General features: G+C 42.3%; 20 protein-coding genes. 16 read left to right on the forward strand and 4 right to left on the reverse strand.

Going from position 1 to position 20678, the window contains the following annotated elements; translation table 11 throughout:
- Positions 1 to 37: 37 nt before the first annotated feature.
- Positions 38 to 958 (reverse strand): MurR/RpiR family transcriptional regulator, encoded by a 921-nt coding sequence (locus QN079_RS06495; RefSeq protein WP_289230543.1) that lies wholly within the window; start codon positions 956 to 958, stop codon positions 38 to 40.
- A gap of 260 nt (positions 959 to 1218) precedes the next feature.
- Here QN079_RS06495 and QN079_RS06500 point away from each other — a divergent pair, with 260 nt between their 5' ends.
- Positions 1219 to 2610, forward strand: a complete 1392-nt coding sequence (locus tag QN079_RS06500; protein WP_005225822.1) for a 6-phospho-beta-glucosidase — start codon at positions 1219 to 1221, stop codon at positions 2608 to 2610.
- A 20-nt stretch (positions 2611 to 2630) separates the two neighbouring features.
- On the forward strand, positions 2631 to 4064 hold the full coding sequence (locus tag QN079_RS06505) for a 6-phospho-beta-glucosidase (protein ID WP_008378424.1): 1434 nt from the start codon (positions 2631 to 2633) through the stop codon (positions 4062 to 4064).
- A 235-nt stretch (positions 4065 to 4299) separates the two neighbouring features.
- Here the strand turns inward: QN079_RS06505 and QN079_RS06510 are convergent, their stop codons facing one another.
- Both QN079_RS06510 and QN079_RS06515 read right to left on the reverse strand, forming a co-directional pair.
- Positions 4300 to 4770 carry a glutathione peroxidase gene (locus tag QN079_RS06510; RefSeq protein WP_289230544.1) on the reverse strand — a complete coding sequence of 157 codons (471 nt, stop codon included), beginning with the start codon at positions 4768 to 4770 and terminating at the stop codon, positions 4300 to 4302.
- Between the two features lie 152 nt (positions 4771 to 4922).
- Positions 4923 to 6308 (reverse strand): MATE family efflux transporter, encoded by a 1386-nt coding sequence (locus QN079_RS06515; RefSeq protein WP_010748039.1) that lies wholly within the window; start codon positions 6306 to 6308, stop codon positions 4923 to 4925.
- Positions 6309 to 6493: 185 nt separating this feature from the next.
- Here QN079_RS06515 and trxB point away from each other — a divergent pair, with 185 nt between their 5' ends.
- The 6 genes from trxB to thrB all read left to right on the forward strand — a co-directional run bounded on the left by trxB (position 6494) and on the right by thrB (position 13136).
- Positions 6494 to 7426 (forward strand): thioredoxin-disulfide reductase, encoded by a 933-nt coding sequence (gene trxB / locus QN079_RS06520; RefSeq protein WP_289230545.1) that lies wholly within the window; start codon positions 6494 to 6496, stop codon positions 7424 to 7426.
- Positions 7427 to 7573: 147 nt separating this feature from the next.
- On the forward strand, positions 7574 to 9301 hold the full coding sequence (locus tag QN079_RS06525) for a phospho-sugar mutase (RefSeq protein ID WP_121261626.1): 1728 nt from the start codon (positions 7574 to 7576) through the stop codon (positions 9299 to 9301).
- A 247-nt stretch (positions 9302 to 9548) separates the two neighbouring features.
- Positions 9549 to 9842, forward strand: a complete 294-nt coding sequence (locus QN079_RS06530) for an ArsR/SmtB family transcription factor (protein ID WP_005225828.1) — start codon at positions 9549 to 9551, stop codon at positions 9840 to 9842.
- Positions 9843 to 9958: 116 nt separating this feature from the next.
- On the forward strand, positions 9959 to 11209 hold the full coding sequence (locus QN079_RS06535) for a homoserine dehydrogenase (protein WP_121261624.1): 1251 nt from the start codon (positions 9959 to 9961) through the stop codon (positions 11207 to 11209).
- A gap of 2 nt (positions 11210 to 11211) precedes the next feature.
- Positions 11212 to 12270, forward strand: coding sequence for a threonine synthase (gene thrC / locus QN079_RS06540; protein WP_005225830.1), 1059 nt, complete (start codon positions 11212 to 11214; stop codon positions 12268 to 12270).
- A complete protein-coding gene (gene thrB, locus QN079_RS06545; RefSeq protein WP_005225831.1) occupies positions 12267 to 13136 on the forward strand; it encodes a homoserine kinase in 870 nt (289 codons plus the stop codon). Before thrC ends, thrB begins: the two co-directional genes overlap by 4 nt.
- 81 nt (positions 13137 to 13217) lie before the next feature.
- Here thrB and QN079_RS06550 read toward each other — a convergent pair whose 3' ends face one another.
- Positions 13218 to 14105, reverse strand: coding sequence for a pyruvate, water dikinase regulatory protein (locus tag QN079_RS06550; RefSeq protein WP_289230546.1), 888 nt, complete (start codon positions 14103 to 14105; stop codon positions 13218 to 13220).
- Between the two features lie 95 nt (positions 14106 to 14200).
- Here QN079_RS06550 and QN079_RS06555 point away from each other — a divergent pair, with 95 nt between their 5' ends.
- From QN079_RS06555 to era, 8 genes are all read left to right on the forward strand, one after another.
- Positions 14201 to 14632: a Fur family transcriptional regulator gene (locus tag QN079_RS06555; RefSeq protein ID WP_005225833.1), complete on the forward strand. Its 432-nt coding sequence runs from the start codon at positions 14201 to 14203 to the stop codon at positions 14630 to 14632.
- A gap of 160 nt (positions 14633 to 14792) precedes the next feature.
- Complete coding sequence (gene rpsU / locus QN079_RS06560) at positions 14793 to 14969, forward strand: 30S ribosomal protein S21 (RefSeq protein WP_002356740.1); 177 nt, start codon at positions 14793 to 14795, stop codon at positions 14967 to 14969.
- A 33-nt stretch (positions 14970 to 15002) separates the two neighbouring features.
- Positions 15003 to 15452 (forward strand): GatB/YqeY domain-containing protein, encoded by a 450-nt coding sequence (locus QN079_RS06565; protein WP_005225841.1) that lies wholly within the window; start codon positions 15003 to 15005, stop codon positions 15450 to 15452.
- A 171-nt stretch (positions 15453 to 15623) separates the two neighbouring features.
- Positions 15624 to 16598 (forward strand): PhoH family protein, encoded by a 975-nt coding sequence (locus QN079_RS06570; protein WP_005225842.1) that lies wholly within the window; start codon positions 15624 to 15626, stop codon positions 16596 to 16598.
- Between the two features lie 21 nt (positions 16599 to 16619).
- Positions 16620 to 18821 (forward strand): HD family phosphohydrolase, encoded by a 2202-nt coding sequence (locus QN079_RS06575; RefSeq protein ID WP_289230547.1) that lies wholly within the window; start codon positions 16620 to 16622, stop codon positions 18819 to 18821.
- Positions 18821 to 19297 (forward strand): rRNA maturation RNase YbeY, encoded by a 477-nt coding sequence (gene ybeY, locus QN079_RS06580; RefSeq protein WP_289230548.1) that lies wholly within the window; start codon positions 18821 to 18823, stop codon positions 19295 to 19297. Before QN079_RS06575 ends, ybeY begins: the two co-directional genes overlap by 1 nt.
- Entirely contained in the window at positions 19281 to 19670 is a 390-nt protein-coding gene (locus QN079_RS06585) for a diacylglycerol kinase family protein (RefSeq protein ID WP_016610244.1), read from the forward strand. Before ybeY ends, QN079_RS06585 begins: the two co-directional genes overlap by 17 nt.
- 35 nt (positions 19671 to 19705) lie before the next feature.
- Positions 19706 to 20605, forward strand: a complete 900-nt coding sequence (gene era / locus QN079_RS06590; RefSeq protein ID WP_005225846.1) for a GTPase Era — start codon at positions 19706 to 19708, stop codon at positions 20603 to 20605.
- Positions 20606 to 20678 lie beyond the last annotated feature (73 nt).

Consider the following 20678-nt stretch of genomic DNA (forward strand, 5'->3'; position numbering starts at 1 on the left):
ATCGGTCGTGAAGGCGCGATCGCTTTTTGACAGTCATTTAATTGGGAAATAGTGAGTCTTTATAATGAAGGTTTTTATCATAGGTTGGTTCAGCGATTATCGTTGATGAAGTGGGGCGCTTATCATACGCCATCCCAATATCGATCAAATGCTGCAGATTTTTCTCATAATGTTCCGAAAAGACGACTGCATACAACAAATCTAGCAAGTAGCAAACCGAGGTATTGATCGTAAAATTCGCAATCTTTGAATAAAGCCTTTCTCTTGTTGTGATATTTAAGACACAATCGCTTAATTTCGCTAACGCATTCTCGCCAATACTAGTCATCCCAATGATGGAGACTTGCCGTTCGGCAAGGATCTTACCGATTTCTTTAACCATTTTGTTTTCACCTGTGTAAGAAATCAAGATCGCGGTCGTATCGGAGGTACAGTTGGATGCCTCATAGGCACTTTCGCCGAAGGTATCGCAGACGTGGATACTTTTTCCTAAACGCCGCATCTTCAAAACAAAGTCTTGAGAAATCAAGGTGTTGGCATTGCTGGCGAAAATCCTGATATGGTTGGCATTGAGCAACGATTGTTTCGCTTTTTGTAATTCATCATGATGGATCAAGGAAAGCGTATCTTCGATCGTTGTTTGTTCAAGCTTTGCCAACTTTTTGGCGATGGTCATAATCCCGTCATGGGAAGAGAAGGGAAAGTTCGCATCCACATCGATAAAATGGCTGCTCATATAAGTTTGCTCTTCCACAAAGGCCGTTTTTAAGTCGAGCCAACCATTGAAGCCTAATTTTTTGGCGATCCGAATAAAAGTAGAAGGATGAACATAGGTTTTTTCAGATAATTCCTTGATGGTTTGATCCGCCATCGCGGTCGGATTGGCTAATAAATAATCAATCAACGATCGTTCGGCGGGGGCTAGTTTGATTTGGCGCATTTTTTCTTGTAACAACATGGTATATATGCTCCTTTTTACATTTTTTTATGATTATTTGTAAATGGTTTTTACAGAAATTCGTTTTTATTTAGTACCTAGCGAATCGTTTACATCCTAATTATTCCTTATTTGATGCTCTTTGTAAATCTTTTTTACAAAACATCTGCAAGAAGAAGCGAGATTTGCAAACGCTTTTTCTAAATATGCTATTTACATTGAATCAAATGTTTTTATGAATGATAATAAGAATGTAAATAAAATAGCAAAGGAGCAATACAATGACAAAAGGAATTAAAATTGCAACCATTGGTGGCGGCAGCAGCTATACCCCGGAGTTAATGGAAGGCTTTATCAAACGCTATGAAGAATTGCCGATTCGTGAGATTTGGCTAGTAGATATCGAAGCAGGAAAAGAAAAATTAGCAATCGTTGGTGCGATGGCACAACGGATGTGGGATGCGTCACCCTACGATGTAAAAATCCACATGACATTGGATCGAGAAGAAGCATTAAAAGATGCTGATTTCGTTACGACACAATTCCGAGTAGGATTGCTGAATGCCCGTATCAAAGATGAACGAATTCCTGCCTATTACGGCATGATTGGTCAAGAAACCAACGGCCCTGGTGGTATGTTCAAAGCGTTTCGTACGGTTCCAATCATTCTTGAAATCGTTGAAGACATGAAACGCTTGTGTCCCGATGCCTGGTTGATCAACTTTGCGAATCCAAGTGGTATGGTGACTGAAGCAATCGTGCGTTACGGAAAATGGGACAAAGTCATCGGGTTGTGTAACGTGCCTGTCATGGCAACGATGGTTGAACCAGCGTTGCTTGGCAAAGAACCTGACGAATTGATTTACAAATTTGCAGGATTGAACCACTTCCACTGGCACAAAGTTACCGACTCACACGGCAATGACGTTACGATGGACATTATTGATAAAATGTATGAAGAAGACAATGGCTTACCGAAGAATATCTTTGATGTACCATTTTACAAAGAACAGCTGGAACAAATGAAGATGATTCCTTGCGGGTATCACCGTTATTACTATCGTCAAGAAGAAATGTTGAATCATGCGATCGAAGAGTACAAGACTGTCGGTACACGCGCACAGCAAGTGAAACAAACCGAAGCCGAATTGTTTGAGTTGTACAAAGATCCTGAATTGGATCATAAACCAGAACAGCTGCAAAAACGTGGTGGTGCTTACTACTCAGATGCAGCATGTGAAACGATTGCTTCCATTTATGCTAATAAAAATACCCAAATCGTCGTTTCAACCAAAAATGAAGGCGCCGTTCCAGATCTTCCTGCCGATTGCGTAGTCGAAGTAACAGCTTACGTTGGCGGACAAGGGGCTAGAAATGTTGCCTTTGGTGAGTTACCGACAGCTGAAAAAGGTTGGTTACAGGTAATGAAAGCAATGGAATTATTAACGATCGAAGCAGCTGTGACGGGGGATTACAATATCGCATTACAAGCCTTCACCATCAACCCATTGGTTCCATCAGGTGATACGGCAAAACGTGTCATGGACGAACTGTTTATTGCCCACAAAGATCACTTGCCTAAATTTAAGGAAACGATCGCACGTCTTGAAAAAGAAGGCGTAGAAGTACAAGATGAAGTAGCCCGCGAACTTGATCGCGAACTAGTTAAATAAAGAGAAAGTAGGAAAGAAACATGGCATTTAGAAAAGACTTTTTATGGGGCGGCGCAACAGCTGCCAATCAATGTGAAGGAGGCTACCAAGAAGGCGGACGCGGCTTGGCAAACGTTGACGTGGTACCGATCGGCAAAGATCGTTTTCCAGTCATTACTGGTCAAATGAAAATGTTCGATTTTGATGACGAACATTTCTACCCAGCAAAAGAAGCGATCGATATGTATCATCGCTACAAAGAAGACATCGCGCTATTTGGCGAAATGGGCTTTAAAACCTACCGTTTGTCGATCGCTTGGAGTCGGATTTTCCCTAAAGGGGATGAAACAGAACCAAATGAAGACGGCTTGAAGTTCTATGAAGATCTTTTCAAAGAATGCCACAAATATGGGATCGAACCATTAGTAACGATCACTCACTTTGATTGCCCAATGCATTTAGTTGAAAAATACGGGGCATGGCGTTCTCGTGAATTAGTCGGATTCTATGAAAACTTGTGTAACGTGATTTTCAACCGTTACAAAGGATTAGTAAAATACTGGTTGACCTTCAACGAAATCAACATGATTCTCCATGCGCCATTTATGGGAGCAGGTCTTTACTTTGAAGAAGGCGATAACGTTGAGCAAGTGAAATACCAAGCGGCTCACCATGAGCTATTGGCCTCTGCGATCGCAACGAAAATCGCTCATGAAGTCGATCCTGAGAACAAAGTAGGCTGTATGTTAGCTGCTGGCGCATACTATCCATATACAAGCAAACCAGAAGATGTCTGGGAATCACGCAAAGCAGATCGCGAAAATTATTTCTTTATTGATGTTCAATCACGTGGGGAATATCCACAATATGCGCTGAAAGAAATGGAACGTAATGGGATCGAAATCAAAATGGAAGAAGGCGACCTTGAGCTGTTGAAAGCTCACACCGTAGACTTTATTTCCTTCTCTTACTATTCTTCCCGCGTATCAACCACGGACGCTGAATTATTAGAACAAACGGCTGGCAATATTTTTGCCTCTGTGAAAAACCCATACTTGGAAGCAAGTGAGTGGGGGTGGCAGATTGATCCACTTGGTTTGCGCATCACAATGAATGACATTTATGATCGCTACCAAAAACCATTGTTTATCGTTGAAAACGGCTTAGGAGCTGTGGATACACCAGATGCAGATGGCTATGTGGAAGATGACTACCGGATCCAATACTTGGCAGAGCATATTCAAGCAATGAAAGATGCGGTTGAACAAGATGGTGTCGACTTATTGGGTTACACGACTTGGGGTTGTATCGATTTAGTTTCAGCTGGAACAGGTGAAATGAAAAAACGCTATGGTTTCATTTATGTGGACCGTGACAATGAAGGAAACGGCACCTTGAAACGAACAAAGAAAAAATCATTTGATTGGTACAAACAAGTGATTGCTTCAAACGGTGAAGATTTATCGAATAACTAATTATAAGAAGCTGCAGTTGATCCCTTAGAGAAATCTAAGTAGATCGACTGCAGTTTTTTTAAAGTCTTTTTAAAAACTATTGAAACGAATGATTTGTATAAGTAGAAATGGCTGTTCAGAGATTATTGATAACCGACAATGAGAGTGCTGTAAAAGGCTTGCGTTGCAGCAATTACAAAAAAAGGCGACCTTAAGCATGACATGTTTTGTCCTTAAGGTCGCCTTTATTCATTTTTTAAAGAACTTTTTCAATCTCTGGAATCATTTTTTGAGGATTGGTTTGTGGAGCAAAACGCTCCACGACTTTACCTTGGCGGTCCACCAAGAATTTCGTGAAATTCCATTTAATGGCTTTGCCTAATGTACTCGGTGCTTCTGCTTCCAAATAGCGAAACAAGGGATCTGCGTCTTTGCCATTGATCACCGTTAACTTGTGCATCGGAAAATCAACACCATAAGTGGTTCGGCAAGCGGCTGCGGCTTCTTCGGCTGAGCCGACTTCTTGTTTGAACTGGTCAGAAGGAAACCCTAGAACGACCAACCCTTGGTCTTTATAGGTTTCATAAAGACTTTGTAATTCTTTGAACTGCGGGCTCAACCCGCACTTTGTAGCTGTATTGACGATCACCAGCGGTTGACCTTCGTAGTTTGCTAGCGAATAAGTTTCGCCGTTTTCTAATGTTGCTTGGTAGTCATAGATTGACATAGCAAACGCTCCTTTTAATGTAAATCATAGTCGATAGTTTCTGAGATAAGTATAGAGCAAAGTCTTCAAAAAAACCAAGCAAACTTCTTGGCGCATTTTATTTCTTATAAAAAACAAAAAATCCAGCGGCCGTTGGGACCACTGGACTCTTATTATGCTTCTGGTAAGACTTCTGGTTCTGCTTCTTGTGGATGAACGACAGATTTAGTTTTCCATACCCCAGAATGCCAGCGATAGATCATTAAGACGCTGCGCAATGCTTCGTCAATGGCATAAGCGATCCAAACGCCGATCAAGCCAAATTTAAAGACGATGGCCAGTGAGTAGGAAAACGGTAAGCTGATGACCCATAGAACAATTAGGCTGCAGATCAATGGGAACTTCACGTCACCACTTGCATTTAATGAACCAACTAGGATCATATTGACTGCACGCGCTGTTTCTAAGACGATCTCTACTAAAAAGACACCTTTAGCAATCTCGATTACTTCGGTATTGGAAGTAAAGATCCCCATGATCGGTTCAATAAATAGATAGGTCAATAAGCAGATCGTTACCGAGGCGATGATCCCGATCACCATCGTGCGCATGCCTCGCTGATGCGCGCGATCGAATTCACCCGCACCGACATTGCGTCCAATCATGATTTGATTCCCTTGACTCAATGCGGAGGCGATCAAATAAACAAATTGGGTGATAGCTGTTACGTAAGATTTTGCAATCAAGACACTTGCGCCAAGTTGAGCCACGATCATCGTCACCACGACTTGCGCTCCTTGATAGGAAAGAGACTCGCCAGAAGAAGGCAATCCGTAAGTCAAAATGTTTTTCATCACGCCCCAAGAGACATTCGAGAAACGGGCAGATAAAACAGAAAAATTCACATGTTTCTTCAGCAACATGGCGGCAATTAGTAAACCGATCGAATTACCAAAGACGCTAGAAAATGCCAATCCAGTCACACCGAAATTCGGTAAACCAAAGGGGCTGTATAAGACAAAGTAATTGCCAATGACGGCTAGGATACTAGCAAACATCGGTACCAATAACGCAGGTTTTGTGAAACTGTGGCTACGCATGACAGCAATTATGACCGCCGTGATCGATGAAAGGAACAGACTTCCGCCATACACTTGTAAGTATCCATGACCTAAAGCAACTAATTCAGCATCTAAGCCCATGAATCGCAAAAGGTAGGTTGAGCCGAAAAGGAACATCAAGCTGATCAAAATCCCGATGAACAATGACCCAAAAAGAGCGGTATTGATGACTTTCGGTATCTGGTCGCGTTTTTTCGCACCAATCAATTGTGCGATAATGATCTGAGTACCCACGGTGATGAAACCGTAAATAAAGACCGTTAAATTCAATAGTTGATTGGCAGCACTGACGGCCGCTACTGCTGGCTCGGAATAATGAGAAATCATCCAAACGTTGACATTCCCAATAACGACCCGCAAAAATAGCTCAACAAAAATCGGCCAACTGAGAAAAATCAGTTCACGGTCTGATTTTCCTAAAAGTTTTTTCTTATTCAATTGTAAGGACTCCTTATTTTCTATATAATAGACGTATCGTGAAAATTTTACAAAAATTGAAAAGAAAGTCAATGTAATTTTCAAAAGTAAAAGCAGGAATATCTTATTATTTTTTGTAAGCAGATGAGTTGAAAGAATTTGCTTTTGAAAGTAAAGTATGGGTAGTCCAAATTGGAGGGAAATATATGTATGATGTAATTATCATCGGCGCAGGCCCTGCGGGGATGACAGCAGCGCTTTATGCGTCAAGATCGAATTTATCAGTACTAATGATTGAACGAGGAGCACCTGGCGGACAAATGAACAATACGGCTGAGGTTGAAAACTATCCTGGCTTCGAATCAATCTTAGGCCCTGAATTAGCATTTAAAATATATGAAGGTGCCATTAAATTTGGTGTTGAAAATGCCTATGGGATCGTTCAAAGTATCACGGATCAAGGTGAGTTCAAAGAAGTTGCCACCGAAGACAAAACCTATCAAGGGAAAACAGTCATCATTGCCACAGGATGTGTACATAGAAAGTTAGGCGTCAAAGGCGAAGAAGAATTCGCAGGACGCGGTGTTTCATACTGTGCGGTTTGTGACGGTGCCTTTTTCCGTAACAAACGCTTGATCGTTGTTGGTGGAGGCGACTCAGCAGTCGAAGAAGCGATCTACTTAACGCAATTTGCTTCTGAAGTAACGATCGTTCACCGTCGTGACGAATTACGAGCACAAAAAATCATCCAAGACCGCGCATTTGCCAACGAGAAAATCTCTTTTATTTGGGATTCTGTTGTGGAAGAAATCAAAGGCAATGAGATGGTCGTAACTGGCGTGCAAATCAGAAACGTAAAAACGGATGAAGTGACAGAAGAAGCTGCTGGCGGTGTCTTTATCTATGTTGGTTTAGATCCGTTGACAGAACCATTCAAAGCCAGCGGTATCACGAATGATGCTGGCTGGATCTTAACAAATGATCAGATGGAAACTTCAATTCCTGGTGTTTACGCGGTTGGCGATGTTCGTGAAAAAGGCTTGCGTCAAATCACGACGGCAGTCGGCGATGGCAGTATTGCTGGTCAACAAGTGTTTGATTTTATTGAAACACAAAAGGATGCTCAATTAACAAAATAATCTAATGGAATTAGCTGTTATTTTTAAAGTGTCGATCACTTTTGATAGCAGCTTTTTTTATTTTTCGTTTGGTTATTCTTTGAGAAATCTGTAAGTAGTGTTATACTAATTTTAGAGCATTTTAACGGAAAAAGGAGAGGTTATTTTATGGCATGGGAACAAACATTTAATCAATGGAAAAACAGTGAACACTTAGATCCACAATTAAAAGAACAATTGACCGCATTAGAAGCAGATCCTGCGATGTTAGAAGACGCTTTTTATATGCCTTTGGAATTTGGGACTGCTGGCATGCGAGGGATTTTAGGACCTGGTATCAATCGGATGAACATTTATACGATTCGTCAAGCAACCGAAGGCTTGGCTCGCTTTATGGATACACAAGATCCCGAAACAAGACGTCGTGGCGTAGCGATTGCCTATGATTCCCGTCATTTTTCACCTGAGTTCGCGATGGAAGCAGCAAAAACATTGGCAAAACATGATATTCCAGCCTTCGTCTTTGAAAGCTTACGTCCGACGCCAGAATTATCTTTTGCTGTGCGTTACTTAAAAACCTTTACTGGAATCATGATCACTGCTTCTCACAATCCAGCCGAATATAATGGTTACAAAGTATATGGGGAAGATGGTGGGCAAATGCCACCAGCAGATGCGGATGCATTGACAAAATTTGTTCGGGAAATTGAAAATCCGTTGGAGATCCCTGTATTAAGTGAAGAAGAAGCCAAAAACAGCGGCTTGATCTCTATTATTGGCGAAGAAATCGATACTGCCTATCTGAAAGAAATCAAAGAAGTCACGATCGATCAAGAATTGATCGATACGGTGGGCAAAGATTTGAAACTTGTCTATACACCACTTCACGGAACAGGGCGGATGCTTGGCGAGAAAGCGTTGAAACAAGCTGGTTTCCAACAATTCATTATTGAACCCTCTCAAGCGGTTGCTGATCCAAACTTCAGTACAGTAAAATCACCGAATCCAGAAGAGCACTCTGCCTTTGAATATGCGATTGCTTTAGGAGAAAAAGAAGGTGCTGATCTATTGATCGCAACAGATCCAGATGCCGATCGCTTAGGGGCTGCAGTAAGAATGCCAGATGGCAACTACCAAGTCTTGACAGGTAACCAGTTAGGTGCATTGATGATCCGTTACATTTTAGAAGCCCATAAAACAGCTGGAACATTGCCAGAAAATGCAGCAGTCTTAAAATCGATCGTTTCTAGTGAATTGCCAACAGCGATCGCTAAATCCTACGATGTTGATATGATCAATGTTTTAACTGGCTTTAAATTTATTGCCGAAAAAATCCAACAATTTGAAACAGACCATTCTCAAACTTTCATGTTTGGCTTTGAAGAAAGCTATGGCTACTTAGTTAAACCATTCGTACGGGACAAGGACGCGATCCAAGCGCTCGTTTTATTAGCAGAAGTGGCTGCTTTTTACAAACAATCAGACAAAACATTGTATGATGGTCTGCAAGATATTTTTGAAGAGTACGGCTACTATGCAGAAAAAACGATTTCTGTAACGATGAGCGGCATGGAAGGGGCAACTAAGATTGCTGCCTTAATGAAGACTTTCCGTGAAAAAGCACCTTCCGTCTTCGCAGGAACCCCTGTCGTGCAAACAGAAGACTTTAAATTGTTGACTCGTGTGGGCTTAGATGGTCACCAACAAAAAATGACCACACCGCCTTCTGATGTTTTGAAATACACCTTGGAAGATGAAAGCTGGATTGCTGTTCGTCCTTCTGGGACCGAACCTAAAATCAAGTTTTATATTGGTGTAAAAGGCGAAACGGCAGAAGCAGCAGAACAAAAAATTGCTGATCTGCAAGCAGCGATCGAAGAAATCACAGGTGAATAAAGTCATCTGATGTCTTCATAATCAAAAAAATTGCAACTGACTGAATGATCCGAGTGGTAGAAAAAGAAGCGTTCGCTTCCCTCAGCAAACAGGTGTTGAGGGACCGAAGCTTCTAAAGGGAATTTTCTGACGCTTGGATCTATTCTTGTCTTTTAGCTCGTTTCTTCTCCTTGATCGTCGATCATTGATTGACAAGCTGTCTATCAAGGGCTAAAATGCAAAAGGAAATAAGAGAGGATGTGGCGCGATGACTACGCCGAAACTAGAAGAAATTCAGCAAGTAACACAGATTTTTAAAATGCTTAGTGATCCCACTAGACTAAAAATTTTGTTGTCTCTTCAAGAAGGAGAGCGCAATGTCACTTCGATTGCAGAACAAGTACATATGGAACAATCAGCAGTTTCTCATCAGCTGAAACTTTTGAAAGATAATCGGATCGTAAAGTCGGAAAGACAAGGAAAAACCATCCTTTATAGTCTTGATGACAAACATGTTGTGGATATTTTGCAAAAAACATTCGAACATATCCATCACCGTTAAAACTAGGGCGAGAATTTCTCAAAAGTCCTAGTTTTTTCTTATTGTTTTTGGTATGCTAGTGGAAATATTAAAATTAGATGAACGGTTTTTAATAACGTTTTCAGTTAGGGGGCATTATGGGTAAGCAATTGAACATTGGATTATTAGGAATGGGTGTTGTCGGCAGCGGGGTATGCCAAGTGTTGGCAGAGCAAAAAGAAGCCATTCTGGCACGCACAGGAGTCAGTGTGCAAATCACGAAAGCATTAGCTTCGCCTTATGAGGATAAGTCTGCGTTAGCGGCTAAGTACGGGTTTGCGTTGACGAATGAGGCAAATGAGTTGTTTGAAGATGAGACCATCGACGTAATTGTGGAATTGATCGGGAAGATCGATCCGGCAAAAGCGTTTATTTCAGCTGCTTTAGAAAATAAGAAGCACGTTGTGACGGCAAATAAAGACTTGATTGCCACCCATGGACCTGAACTGCTGGCAATCGCTGAAAAAGCCGGGGTGTCTCTTTATTATGAAGCCAGCGTGGGTGGTGGCATTCCGATCTTGCGTACATTGAGCACCCACTATCTGCCTGATACCATCACAGGGATTTTTGGTATCGTCAATGGGACGACCAATTATATGCTGACAAAAATGACGGAAGATGGCATGACCTATGAAGATGCTTTGTCACAAGCCCAAGCAAAAGGTTTTGCCGAATCAGATCCTACTAATGATGTTGACGGTATCGATGCGGCCTATAAAATGGTGATCCTGACCAAATTTGCTTTTGGGAAAACGATCCATGTTGCTGATGTGGCAACAAAAGGCATCCGCGGCTTAGCTGTGGCAGATATTAAGCAGGCACAAGCCTTTGGTTATGAAGTGAAGTTGATCGGTGCAGCACAAAAGACAGTTGACGGTTCCCTTACTGTGTCAGTTGGACCTGTATTAGTGCCGAAAAACCATGCGTTAGCGACGATCCAAAACGAGTTTAATGGCATTTTTATCGAGAGTGAAGGCATAGATCAATCAATGGTTTATGGACCAGGAGCAGGATCACGACCGACGGCCACCAGCGTGGTAGCGGATTTGACCGTTTTAGCAAAAAATAAAAGCTTTGGGATCGTTGAACCTTTTCTAACTTTTGAAAAAGAAACAGCATTAGCATCTGTAGAAGAAGTTCCTAGCCGGCATTATGTGTCTTTTTCAAGTCAAGAGATCAAAGGGAACGCTCTTCCAGAATGGTTTGCGTTTGAGCAAACGGTGTTCAACGAAGCAGACCAACGAATAGCTGGAATCACCAATCCAATGAGCGAAAAAGAGCTAACAGAAAAACTCGCAACTTATACCGATGCACAAGACATACAAATAATGAAAGTGATGGAGGAATAAACATGTATCAAGGATTATTGCATCAATACAAGGAATATCTGCCAGTCAACGAAAATACACCAGCATTGTCGCTGGCTGAAGGCAACACGCCGTTGATTCCCTTACCAAGCCTTTCCAAGGAATTAGGGATTCAATTGTATGGAAAATACGAAGGGCTGAATCCGACAGGCTCTTTTAAAGACCGAGGGATGGTCATGGCGGTGGCAAAAGCGGTGGAAGAAGGTGCCAAAGCAATCGTCTGTGCATCGACAGGAAATACCAGTGCGGCAGCAGCAGCTTATGCGACCAGAGCGGGGATCAAAGCCTATGTTGTTATTCCAGATGGCAAGATCGCTATGGGAAAATTGGCGCAAGCAATCGTTTATGGAGCCGACATCATTTCGATCCCAGGAAACTTTGATGAAGCGTTAAAAGCAGTACGAGATATTGCAGAAACCGAAGCCGTGGCGCTAGTAAACTCAGTCAATCCTTATCGTTTAGAAGGACAAAAAACAGCGGCCTTTGAAGTATGCGAACAATTAGGACAAGCACCGGATGTTCTTGCGATTCCTGTCGGTAATGCAGGGAATATCTCGGCATATTGGAAAGGGTTCAAAGAATGGCATGAGAAAAAAGGCACCGCGTTGCCAAGAATGCATGGGTTTGAAGCTGAAGGTGCTGCTGCGATCGTCCGTGGTGAAGTCATCGAACAACCAGAAACGATCGCTACAGCGATTCGGATCGGCAATCCAGCCAGCTGGCAGTTGGCAGAAGCCGCTCGTGATGAATCAAATGGACACATCGATGCAGTAACCGATGAGGAAATTTTGAATGCTTACCGTAAAATTGCTGCGCAAGATGGTGTGTTTATTGAACCAGGCTCAGCTGCCTCGCTGGCTGGTGTCATCCAGCACGTGAAAGCAGGTAAAATCAAACCAGGTGAGACTGTCGTTGCCGTCTTTACTGGAAATGGTCTGAAGGATCCTGATACAGCTATCAAAGCGACAGAAGTAACCATCAATAAGATGAGTGATTTAGAAGAAATGCGTCAGCATCTTCGTGAAGGAGTTGCCAATCTATGAAGATCCGCGTTCCTGCAACCAGTGCGAACTTAGGGCCTGGTTTTGATTCCTGCGGGATTGCCCTGTCAAAGTATTTGTTCATTGAAGTTTTAAAAGAAAACGATACGTGGGAAATCATCCATGAGCTAGGTTCAGAGATCCCAACGGATGAAACCAACTTGCTTTTGCGTGTGGCATTGAAATTAGCACCAAACATGAAGCCTTTGAAAATCCGAATGAGTTCGGACATTCCTTTGGCACGAGGCTTAGGCAGCAGTTCCTCGGTGATCGTCGCCGGGATTGAACTAGCCAACCGCATGGCCCACATGAATCTGAGTGCAGCACAAAAGCTTGAGATCGCAACTGCCATCGAAGGGCATCCTGACAACGTTGGACCAGCGATTTATGGAGATTTTGCGGTTGCTGCTTACGACCATCAGCACAAGCATACGTATTTAGTCAAGCATCATTTTCCGGAGTGCGAGATCATTGCCTATATTCCTCATGAAGAACTGTTGACTGAAGCAAGTCGTCAAGTCTTGCCGCAGACCCTTTCGCACGAGCAAGCTGTCGAAGCCAGTGCGATCGCCAACGTGATGATCGCAGCGGTCATCAATGGCAATCTGCCTCTTGCAGGAAAATTGATGCAGCAGGATCGTTTTCATGAAGCCTATCGGGAAAAGCTTGTGCCGCACTTGTCGACCATTCGCCAAATCTGCGAAGAAGAAGGCGGCTATGGCTGTTTCTTAAGCGGCGCAGGTCCTACGGTCTTAGCGATCGTCCCAGAGGAACGGGCAGAACGAATCTCAAAACTTTTGCATGCCTTGGAGAGCAATGCGTATATCGAACAATTACAAATCGATCGTGAAGGGCTGCAAGTGTTCTAAAAGAGAATAATAAATGAGACACAGACCAAAAACGGTGAGCAGAAGATTTTCTGCTCACCATTTTTCATTGCTTCATCGAGGTTAGTCTTTCGTTTCTGACGTGTAATAGCTATGATCTTCTAAGTTTAATGCATTTAAAATCATAGAGGCGGTTTCTTCGATGGAAAGAGAAGCGACATTGATCACGACACAGCCTAGTTTTTCATACAGATCATTGGCAAACGTCAGCTCCGCTTTGATTTTTTCTATATCGGAATACGCAGAATCTGGGTTCAAGCCGTAGGAGCGCATCCGTTCTTTGCGAATACTGTTTAACACATTCGGATCGTTTGTTAGCCCGACGATTTTTTTCGGATCGATTTCCCAGAGCTGTTTTGGTATGTGGGCTTGCGGTACTAAAGGCAGGTTAGCAACTTTTAAATTTTTGTTTGCTAGAAATAGACTCAAAGGCGTTTTTGACGTCCGAGAAACCCCTAGTAATACGACATCTGCTTCCAAGAAGCCACGAGGGTCTTTCCCATCATCGTACATAACCGCAAATTCCATGGCTTTGATGCGCTTGAAATAATTTTCGTTTAAGTAGTGCAAAGCCCCTGGCTCTCGTGAAGGTGCTACGCCAGTTCGTCGTTCTACTTCACTTACTGGAGGGGTCAATACGTCGAAATGGTAAAGGTCAGCTTCTTCACAAAAATGATTCGTCAAATCCACAAGTTCTTCTTTGATCAAGGTATGAAGAATAATGGCGTTGTGTTTTTTTGCATCAGACAAAGCTTTGATCAAATGCTCTTTTGTGTGGATAAACGTGCGTCTAAAAAGGTTAAATTCGACGCTGGGGTATTGGGCCATTGTTGCTTGTGCAAGCTTCGATGCCGTTTCGCCGGCAGAGTCCGACAACACGAACATCGTCACTGCGGCACTGGTTTGCAATTTTTCTTGCAAGTCTGGTTGTTCAGGTTCAGTTGGCTTCATAAGAAAAATCCTCTCTTGCTTTTTTATTGATTTCATTATACCATACTTAAGATCGATAGAATCGGAATGATTTTGATTTATCAGGAGGGCCTACGATGAAAAATCAAACACTTATTGAGCATGCCATGACTACATTGAAAGAAAATGGCTTTAAATACACCAAAAAAAGAGAAGCGATCATCACCTATTTAGTGAAACGCAATCGCTATTTGCCAGCCAAGGAAATTCATGAATACATGTCAGAAAAGTATCCTGGCTTGAGCTATGATACGATCTACCGTAATCTGCATGATTTTTCTGAGATCGGTATTTTAGAAGAAACAGAGCTGAACGGGGAGATGAAGTTTCGCTATAACTGCTGTGCAGAATTAGAGGACCATCATCACCATCACTTTATTTGCACGGTTTGTGGTAAAACAAAAGAACTGCATATTTGCCCGATGGACTTCTTCCAAGAACAGCTTCCTGGCTGCTTGATCGAGGGACATCGCTTCGAGATTTTGGGCCGTTGTGAAGAATGTCAATGAAAACCCAAACAAACTTGATGGGATCGAAGACTTTTTTAACAGAATGCCTTGACACTTTTTCAGGGGTTAGCTATAATTTTTAAAGGACAGTCGTGTTTTTTGGGATTTTATTTCAATAACAACTACGGTTACTTTTTAAGCTCGGAGGGAGGGAATTTACATGTCAAAAACAGTCGTTCGCAAAAACGAATCACTTGACGATGCTCTTCGTCGCTTCAAACGTTCCGTGTCAAAAGCGGGTACTTTACAGGAATCTCGTAAACGTGAATTTTACGAAAAACCTAGCGTAAAGCGTAAGAAAAAATCTGAAGCAGCTAGAAAACGCAAAAAATTCTAATTTTCTACTGTTTTGAGAATTGGAGCTGGTAGTGTGACACTACTAAGTACACTGAATGATGACATGAAGACAGCGATGAAAGCCAAAGACAAGGAAACCTTGCAGGTGATCCGCATGTTGAAAGCATCAATTCAAAATGAGCAGATCAAAAAAGGTTCTGACTTGAATGAAGAAGAAGAGTTGACCGTTTTGTCTCGTGAGATGAAACAGCGTCGTGATTCTTTAAATGAGTTTGAGAAAGCTGACCGAAATGATCTAGCAGAGAAAGTCAAAGTTGAAATTGCAGTTGTTGAAAAATATTTGCCAGCACAACTCGATGAAGCGGAAATCCGCCAAATCGTCGCTGGAGCGATTGAAAAGACTGGTGCTTCTTCTTCCAAAGAATTTGGAAAAGTGATGGGTGCTGTAATGCCACAAGTTAAAGGCAAAGCAGACGGTAATCAAGTCAATGCGATCGTTAAAGAATTATTGGATCAAATGTAAGCTCACGCCGCAAGTATGGATGACATGCTTGTGGCTTTTTTTTCTGATTTCGAAAACTTAAAAAAAGCATAAGGACAAGGGGAAACGACTGTTGTGCTTGATAAGTAATTTTTCTTTTTTCCATCTTATGTTATTATTAATAAGAACGCCAAAAAAGGAGCTGTAACATATTTGACAGACAAAACAATAACGATCGAGATAACACTTAGTGAAAACGATGACGTTCGTTTATTATTAGGTGCCCACGATAAGAACATCAAAATTATTGAAGACTCCACAGGAACGGTCATTCACACTCGTGGTGAGCTGATCCAAATCGTAGGAGAAACTGAAGCCGCTGAAAAGGCACAATCCGTGATTCGGGCTTTGCAAGAGTTGATCAAACGAGGCATCAATATCAGTACCCCTGATGTGATCACTGCGTTGAATATGGTGAATAAGGGCAGTCTTGATTATTTCAAAGATATGTATGAAGAAGAGATCATCAAAGACCGTAACGGCAAACCGATCCGAGCGAAAAATGCTGGGCAAAAAAAATATATCGAAGCCGTCCGTAAACATGATGTAGTGTTTGGTGTCGGCCCCGCTGGAACCGGAAAGACCTTCTTAGCAGTCGTAATGGCAATTGCAGCTCTAAAGAAAGGCCAAGTGCAAAAAATCATTTTGACACGTCCCGCCGTTGAAGCAGGAGAAAATCTTGGTTTCCTACCAGGAGACTTGAAAGAAAAAGTTGATCCTTACTTACGCCCCGTTTATGATGCGTTGTATCAAATTTTTGGGATGGATCATACGAACCGTCTCATGGAACGAGGCGTCATTGAGATCGCACCATTGGCATATATGCGTGGACGTACGCTAGAAGATGCCTTTGTCATTTTAGATGAAGCGCAAAATACGACGATCGCTCAAATGAAAATGTTTTTGACCCGTTTAGGATTCAACTCTAAAATGATCGTCAATGGCGATACCAGCCAGATCGATTTGCCAAAAGGGACTTTAAGCGGCCTGATCCACGCCGAACGAACGTTACAAGAGATCCCTAAAATTGCTTTTGCTAATTTTGAAGCAGGAGATGTCGTGCGGCATCCAGTTGTTGCCGAGATCATTCGCGCATATGAAGAAGCAGATCTTAAAGACAAGCGCTGATCGTCTTTTAGGAGGAGAACTATGATCATTCAACCACTACGGAAATTTAGAGAAAGACTTGGGAAATTCTATCTACCAGTTTTGATGTTCCTTTTCTTTCTTTTTTCGATTGGTATCATGTACACCAGCGTCAAACAAAACAATGTCGATTATAGCGAAGGTCAAGTGGCGGAAGAAAATATCCGTGCCAATAAAACGATCGAAAATACCGCTGCGACGGAACAAAAACGTAAACTGGCTGCCGAAGCTGTACCACCAGAGTACACGTATCAGGATACACTGGCGCAAACGCAGCATGATCGTATCGATCATTTATTTGACTTAGTTGCTTCAGTCAAAAAATCAGTGGATGAAGCTCATGAAAAAAAAGTGGCTGAAGCCGATGAGGATGAAAATATCCCTAAACCTAGTACAGATGAATATATCGCAGCCTTAAAACAAGAATTTGAAAAAATGAGTGATGATGAACTAGATTTTTATCAGTCATTTACCAATAATTTTTTGACGACGATGTTCTCATTAAGGGATGATGAATTAAATACAGTTCGTACCTATGCGCTACAATTAATAGATGAACAAATGGCGAAACAGATCCGCCAAACGGAATTAAGTACGTTCCGTTCTGAGGCGGAAGATAAGATCCAGTTCTTAGATGTTAGCTCAGATATGGCTTCTGTCTTACGTTTCTTAGTCAATCAAGGAATCGTCGTGAACGATATCCCAAATGAAAAACGGACAGAAGAAGCACGGCAAACCGCCATGGATGCTGTTCCTCCAGTGATGATTTATCAAGGAGAGATCATTGTCCGTGAGGGCTCGCAGATCGATGCCAATGCCCTAGAGAAGCTGCAGCTTTTAGGAATGACTAATCAGACCTTTTCTGTTTTTCCATTGATCGCTTTAGTGTTAGCAACAGTCTTACAGATGCTGATGGTGTTTTATTACACGAAACAGACGAAAGACGTGGAAAAACGGATGAATGCGGTCACGTTTTATATTTTGGCAATGGCATTCAGTATTTTGATCATGAAGTTTTTCCAACTTTTCCAATCTGAATTAGTGACCTTTATCCCGCTGTTTTTCCCAGCTGCGTTTACACCGTTGATCCTGAGTATTTTCTCCAGCCGTCGTTTGGGGATTTTGTCTGCGATTTTCCAAGTAATCAGTGCACTCTTTATTTACTTTGATTCTAGCGGAACCAACTTGTTGACGACCGTCTTAGTCACCTATTTGTTCTCTGGCTTGATGGGAACGATGATCAAGCGCGCCCGCATCGCTAGTCAAGGGAAAACGGCAGTAGCGTGGGTGATCGTCTTTCCGCTCTTACTGAGTTTTGTGCTGGTGATTTTCCAAGGAATGGATTTTGCTCGCGGGAACACTTGGACCACGATCATTTGTGGTTTAGCAGGCTCTCTCTTAAGCTATTTGCTAACGATGGGACTACATCCTTACATCGAATTGTTGGTGACGGATGAGAGTATGATCGTGTTAAATGAATTGAGTAACCCGAATCATCCATTGTTAAAACAGTTGCTGGAAGAAGCGCCAGGAACGTATCATCACAGTATGATGGTTGCCAATCTTAGTGCCAATGCTGTTGCCGAAATCGGCGGGCAAAGCTTACTGACTCGTGTGGCTTGTTATTACCATGATATCGGCAAGGTCAAACATGCCAATTTCTTCGTAGAAAATTTACCTGCTGGTGCCGAAAACCCGCATAATTTCTTGTTGCCTGAAGACAGCAAACAAATCATCTTCGGTCACGTGATCGATGGGGCGGAAATTCTCGAAGAAGCCAAAATGCCGCGCATGGTGATCGACATTTGTCGTCAACACCATGGCACGACCTTGATGCGGTATTTCTACGTGAAAGCCAAAGAGCGTAATCCCGAGGTAACGGAAGAAGATTTCCGTTATCCTGGTCCAAAACCGCAAACACGAGAAGCTGGCGTTGTGAGTATCGCGGATAGTTGTGAAGCAGCTGTTCGAGCGATGGAAAATCCAACAAATCAAAAGATTCAAGAATTTGTTGCAAATCTCATCAATGATCGGATCTTAGACGGTCAACTGGATGAAACAGGCCTGACTTTGAAAGAAATCCGAATGATTGAAAAATCACTGGTCAACGGACTTTGCAGTACCTTCCATTCACGGATCAAATATCCAAAAATGAAGTCGGAAGCAGAGAAAATGAAAGAAGAACAAGAAAGAAGAGAGCGCTAATGGAGATTACTTTTTTAGATGAGACAAATTCAGTGGGGGAAACCAAGATCAAAGAGATCGAAGGACTGCTGCAATTTGCTGCAGGACATTTAGAACTTCCAGAGGATACAGAAATGTCCGTCACATTTATGGACAATGCGGCGATCCAAGAAATCAATCGGGAGTACCGCGGTAAAGATATGCCAACAGATGTCATTAGTTTTGCCTTTGAAGAAGAAACAGACGAAGAGCTGTCGATCATTTTTGACGAAGCCCTTGAAGAGCTGCCGCGTGATCTTGGAGATATTATGATCTCCATTGGACGAGCGAAAGAACAAGCTGCTGAATACGGGCACACCTATGATCGGGAGCTGGGTTTCTTGGCGTTACATGGTTTCTTGCATATCAATGGCTATGATCATATGACACCTGAAGATGAAAAGGAAATGTTTGGATTGCAAAAGGAAATACTGGATGCCTATGGACTCAAAAGATAAGAATATTGGGAAAAACAAACAATTTATTTCGTCGATCGAATTTGCTTTCACTGGTATAAAAACCGTCTTTAAAGAGGAACGCAATATGCGTAAACATGTTGCACTAGGAATCGTTGCGATCATTGCGGGCTTTATTTTCCGTTTGAGTCAAATGGAATGGCTCTGGTTGCTGCTAGCTGTTTTCTTAGTCTGGATCGTTGAGATCATCAACACCGTCTTTGAAAACGTCGTAGATATGTTTACAGATTTCCATTTCCATCCTATTGGAAAAAAAATCAAAGATATGGCTGCTGGTGCCGTGCTGATGACTGCAGTTTTTGCATTAGTCGTCGCAGCGATCATCTTCTTGCCAAAATTGCTGCAGCTCTTCTGATGCTCACCAAAACCACAAGATAAAGGGGAACAACAATGACAACACACAAATCAGGCTTCGTTGCGATCGTCGGGCGGCCAAATGTTGGGAAATCAACACTACTAAATCGAGTCGTAGGACAAAAAATCGCGATCATGAGTGACAAAGCGCAAACGACCCGTAACAAAATCCAAGGGGTCTACACGACGGATGACGCACAGCTGATCTTTATCGATACACCAGGGATCCACAAACCCAAACACCGTTTAGGCGATTTTATGGTTGAAACCGCCTATAGTGCTCTGCGAGAAGTTGACGTGACGCTATTTATGATCAGTGCGGACCAAAAGCGTGGCAAGGGCGATGATTTTATTATCGAACGATTGCGCCAAAGTCAGACACCGGTTTTCCTCGTGATCAATAAAATTGATAAAGTCCATCCAGATGCCTTATTGGCAATTATTGAAGACTACTCCTCACAAATGGACTTTGCTGAGATCGTACCGATTTCCGCAACAGAAGGCAATAATTTCGAAACGTTAATGAAGCTACTGATCGATGAAATGCCTGAAGGGCCTCAGTACTTCCCAGAGGATCAAATCACGGATCATCCAGAATACTTTATTGTTTCCGAATTGGTGCGGGAAAAAGTCTTGCTACTGACCAGAGATGAAGTACCTCACTCAGTAGCGGTCGTGGTTGACTCCATGAAACGAGACCACAATGACAAGGTGCATATTCAAGCGACGATCATTGTCGAACGTGACAGTCAAAAAGGCATTATCATCGGCAAAGGCGGAAAAATGCTGAAACAGATCGGTACGAAAGCTCGTTTAGACATTGAACACTTGTTAGATGACAAAGTCTTCTTGGAATTATGGGTAAAAGTTCAAAAAGATTGGCGCGACAAGCAAACATTCTTAACAGATTATGGCTATCGCAAAGATGAGTATTGATGACATGCAGATCAAACATGATCTGTTTTAATGAAGAAAAACTGATGCAGTTAGCGAACTGGATCAGTTTTTT

Origin of the sequence: Enterococcus sp. FZMF, assembly GCF_030263915.1 — a bacterium.
Classification (GTDB): Bacteria; Bacillota; Bacilli; order Lactobacillales; family Enterococcaceae; genus Enterococcus_D; species Enterococcus_D casseliflavus.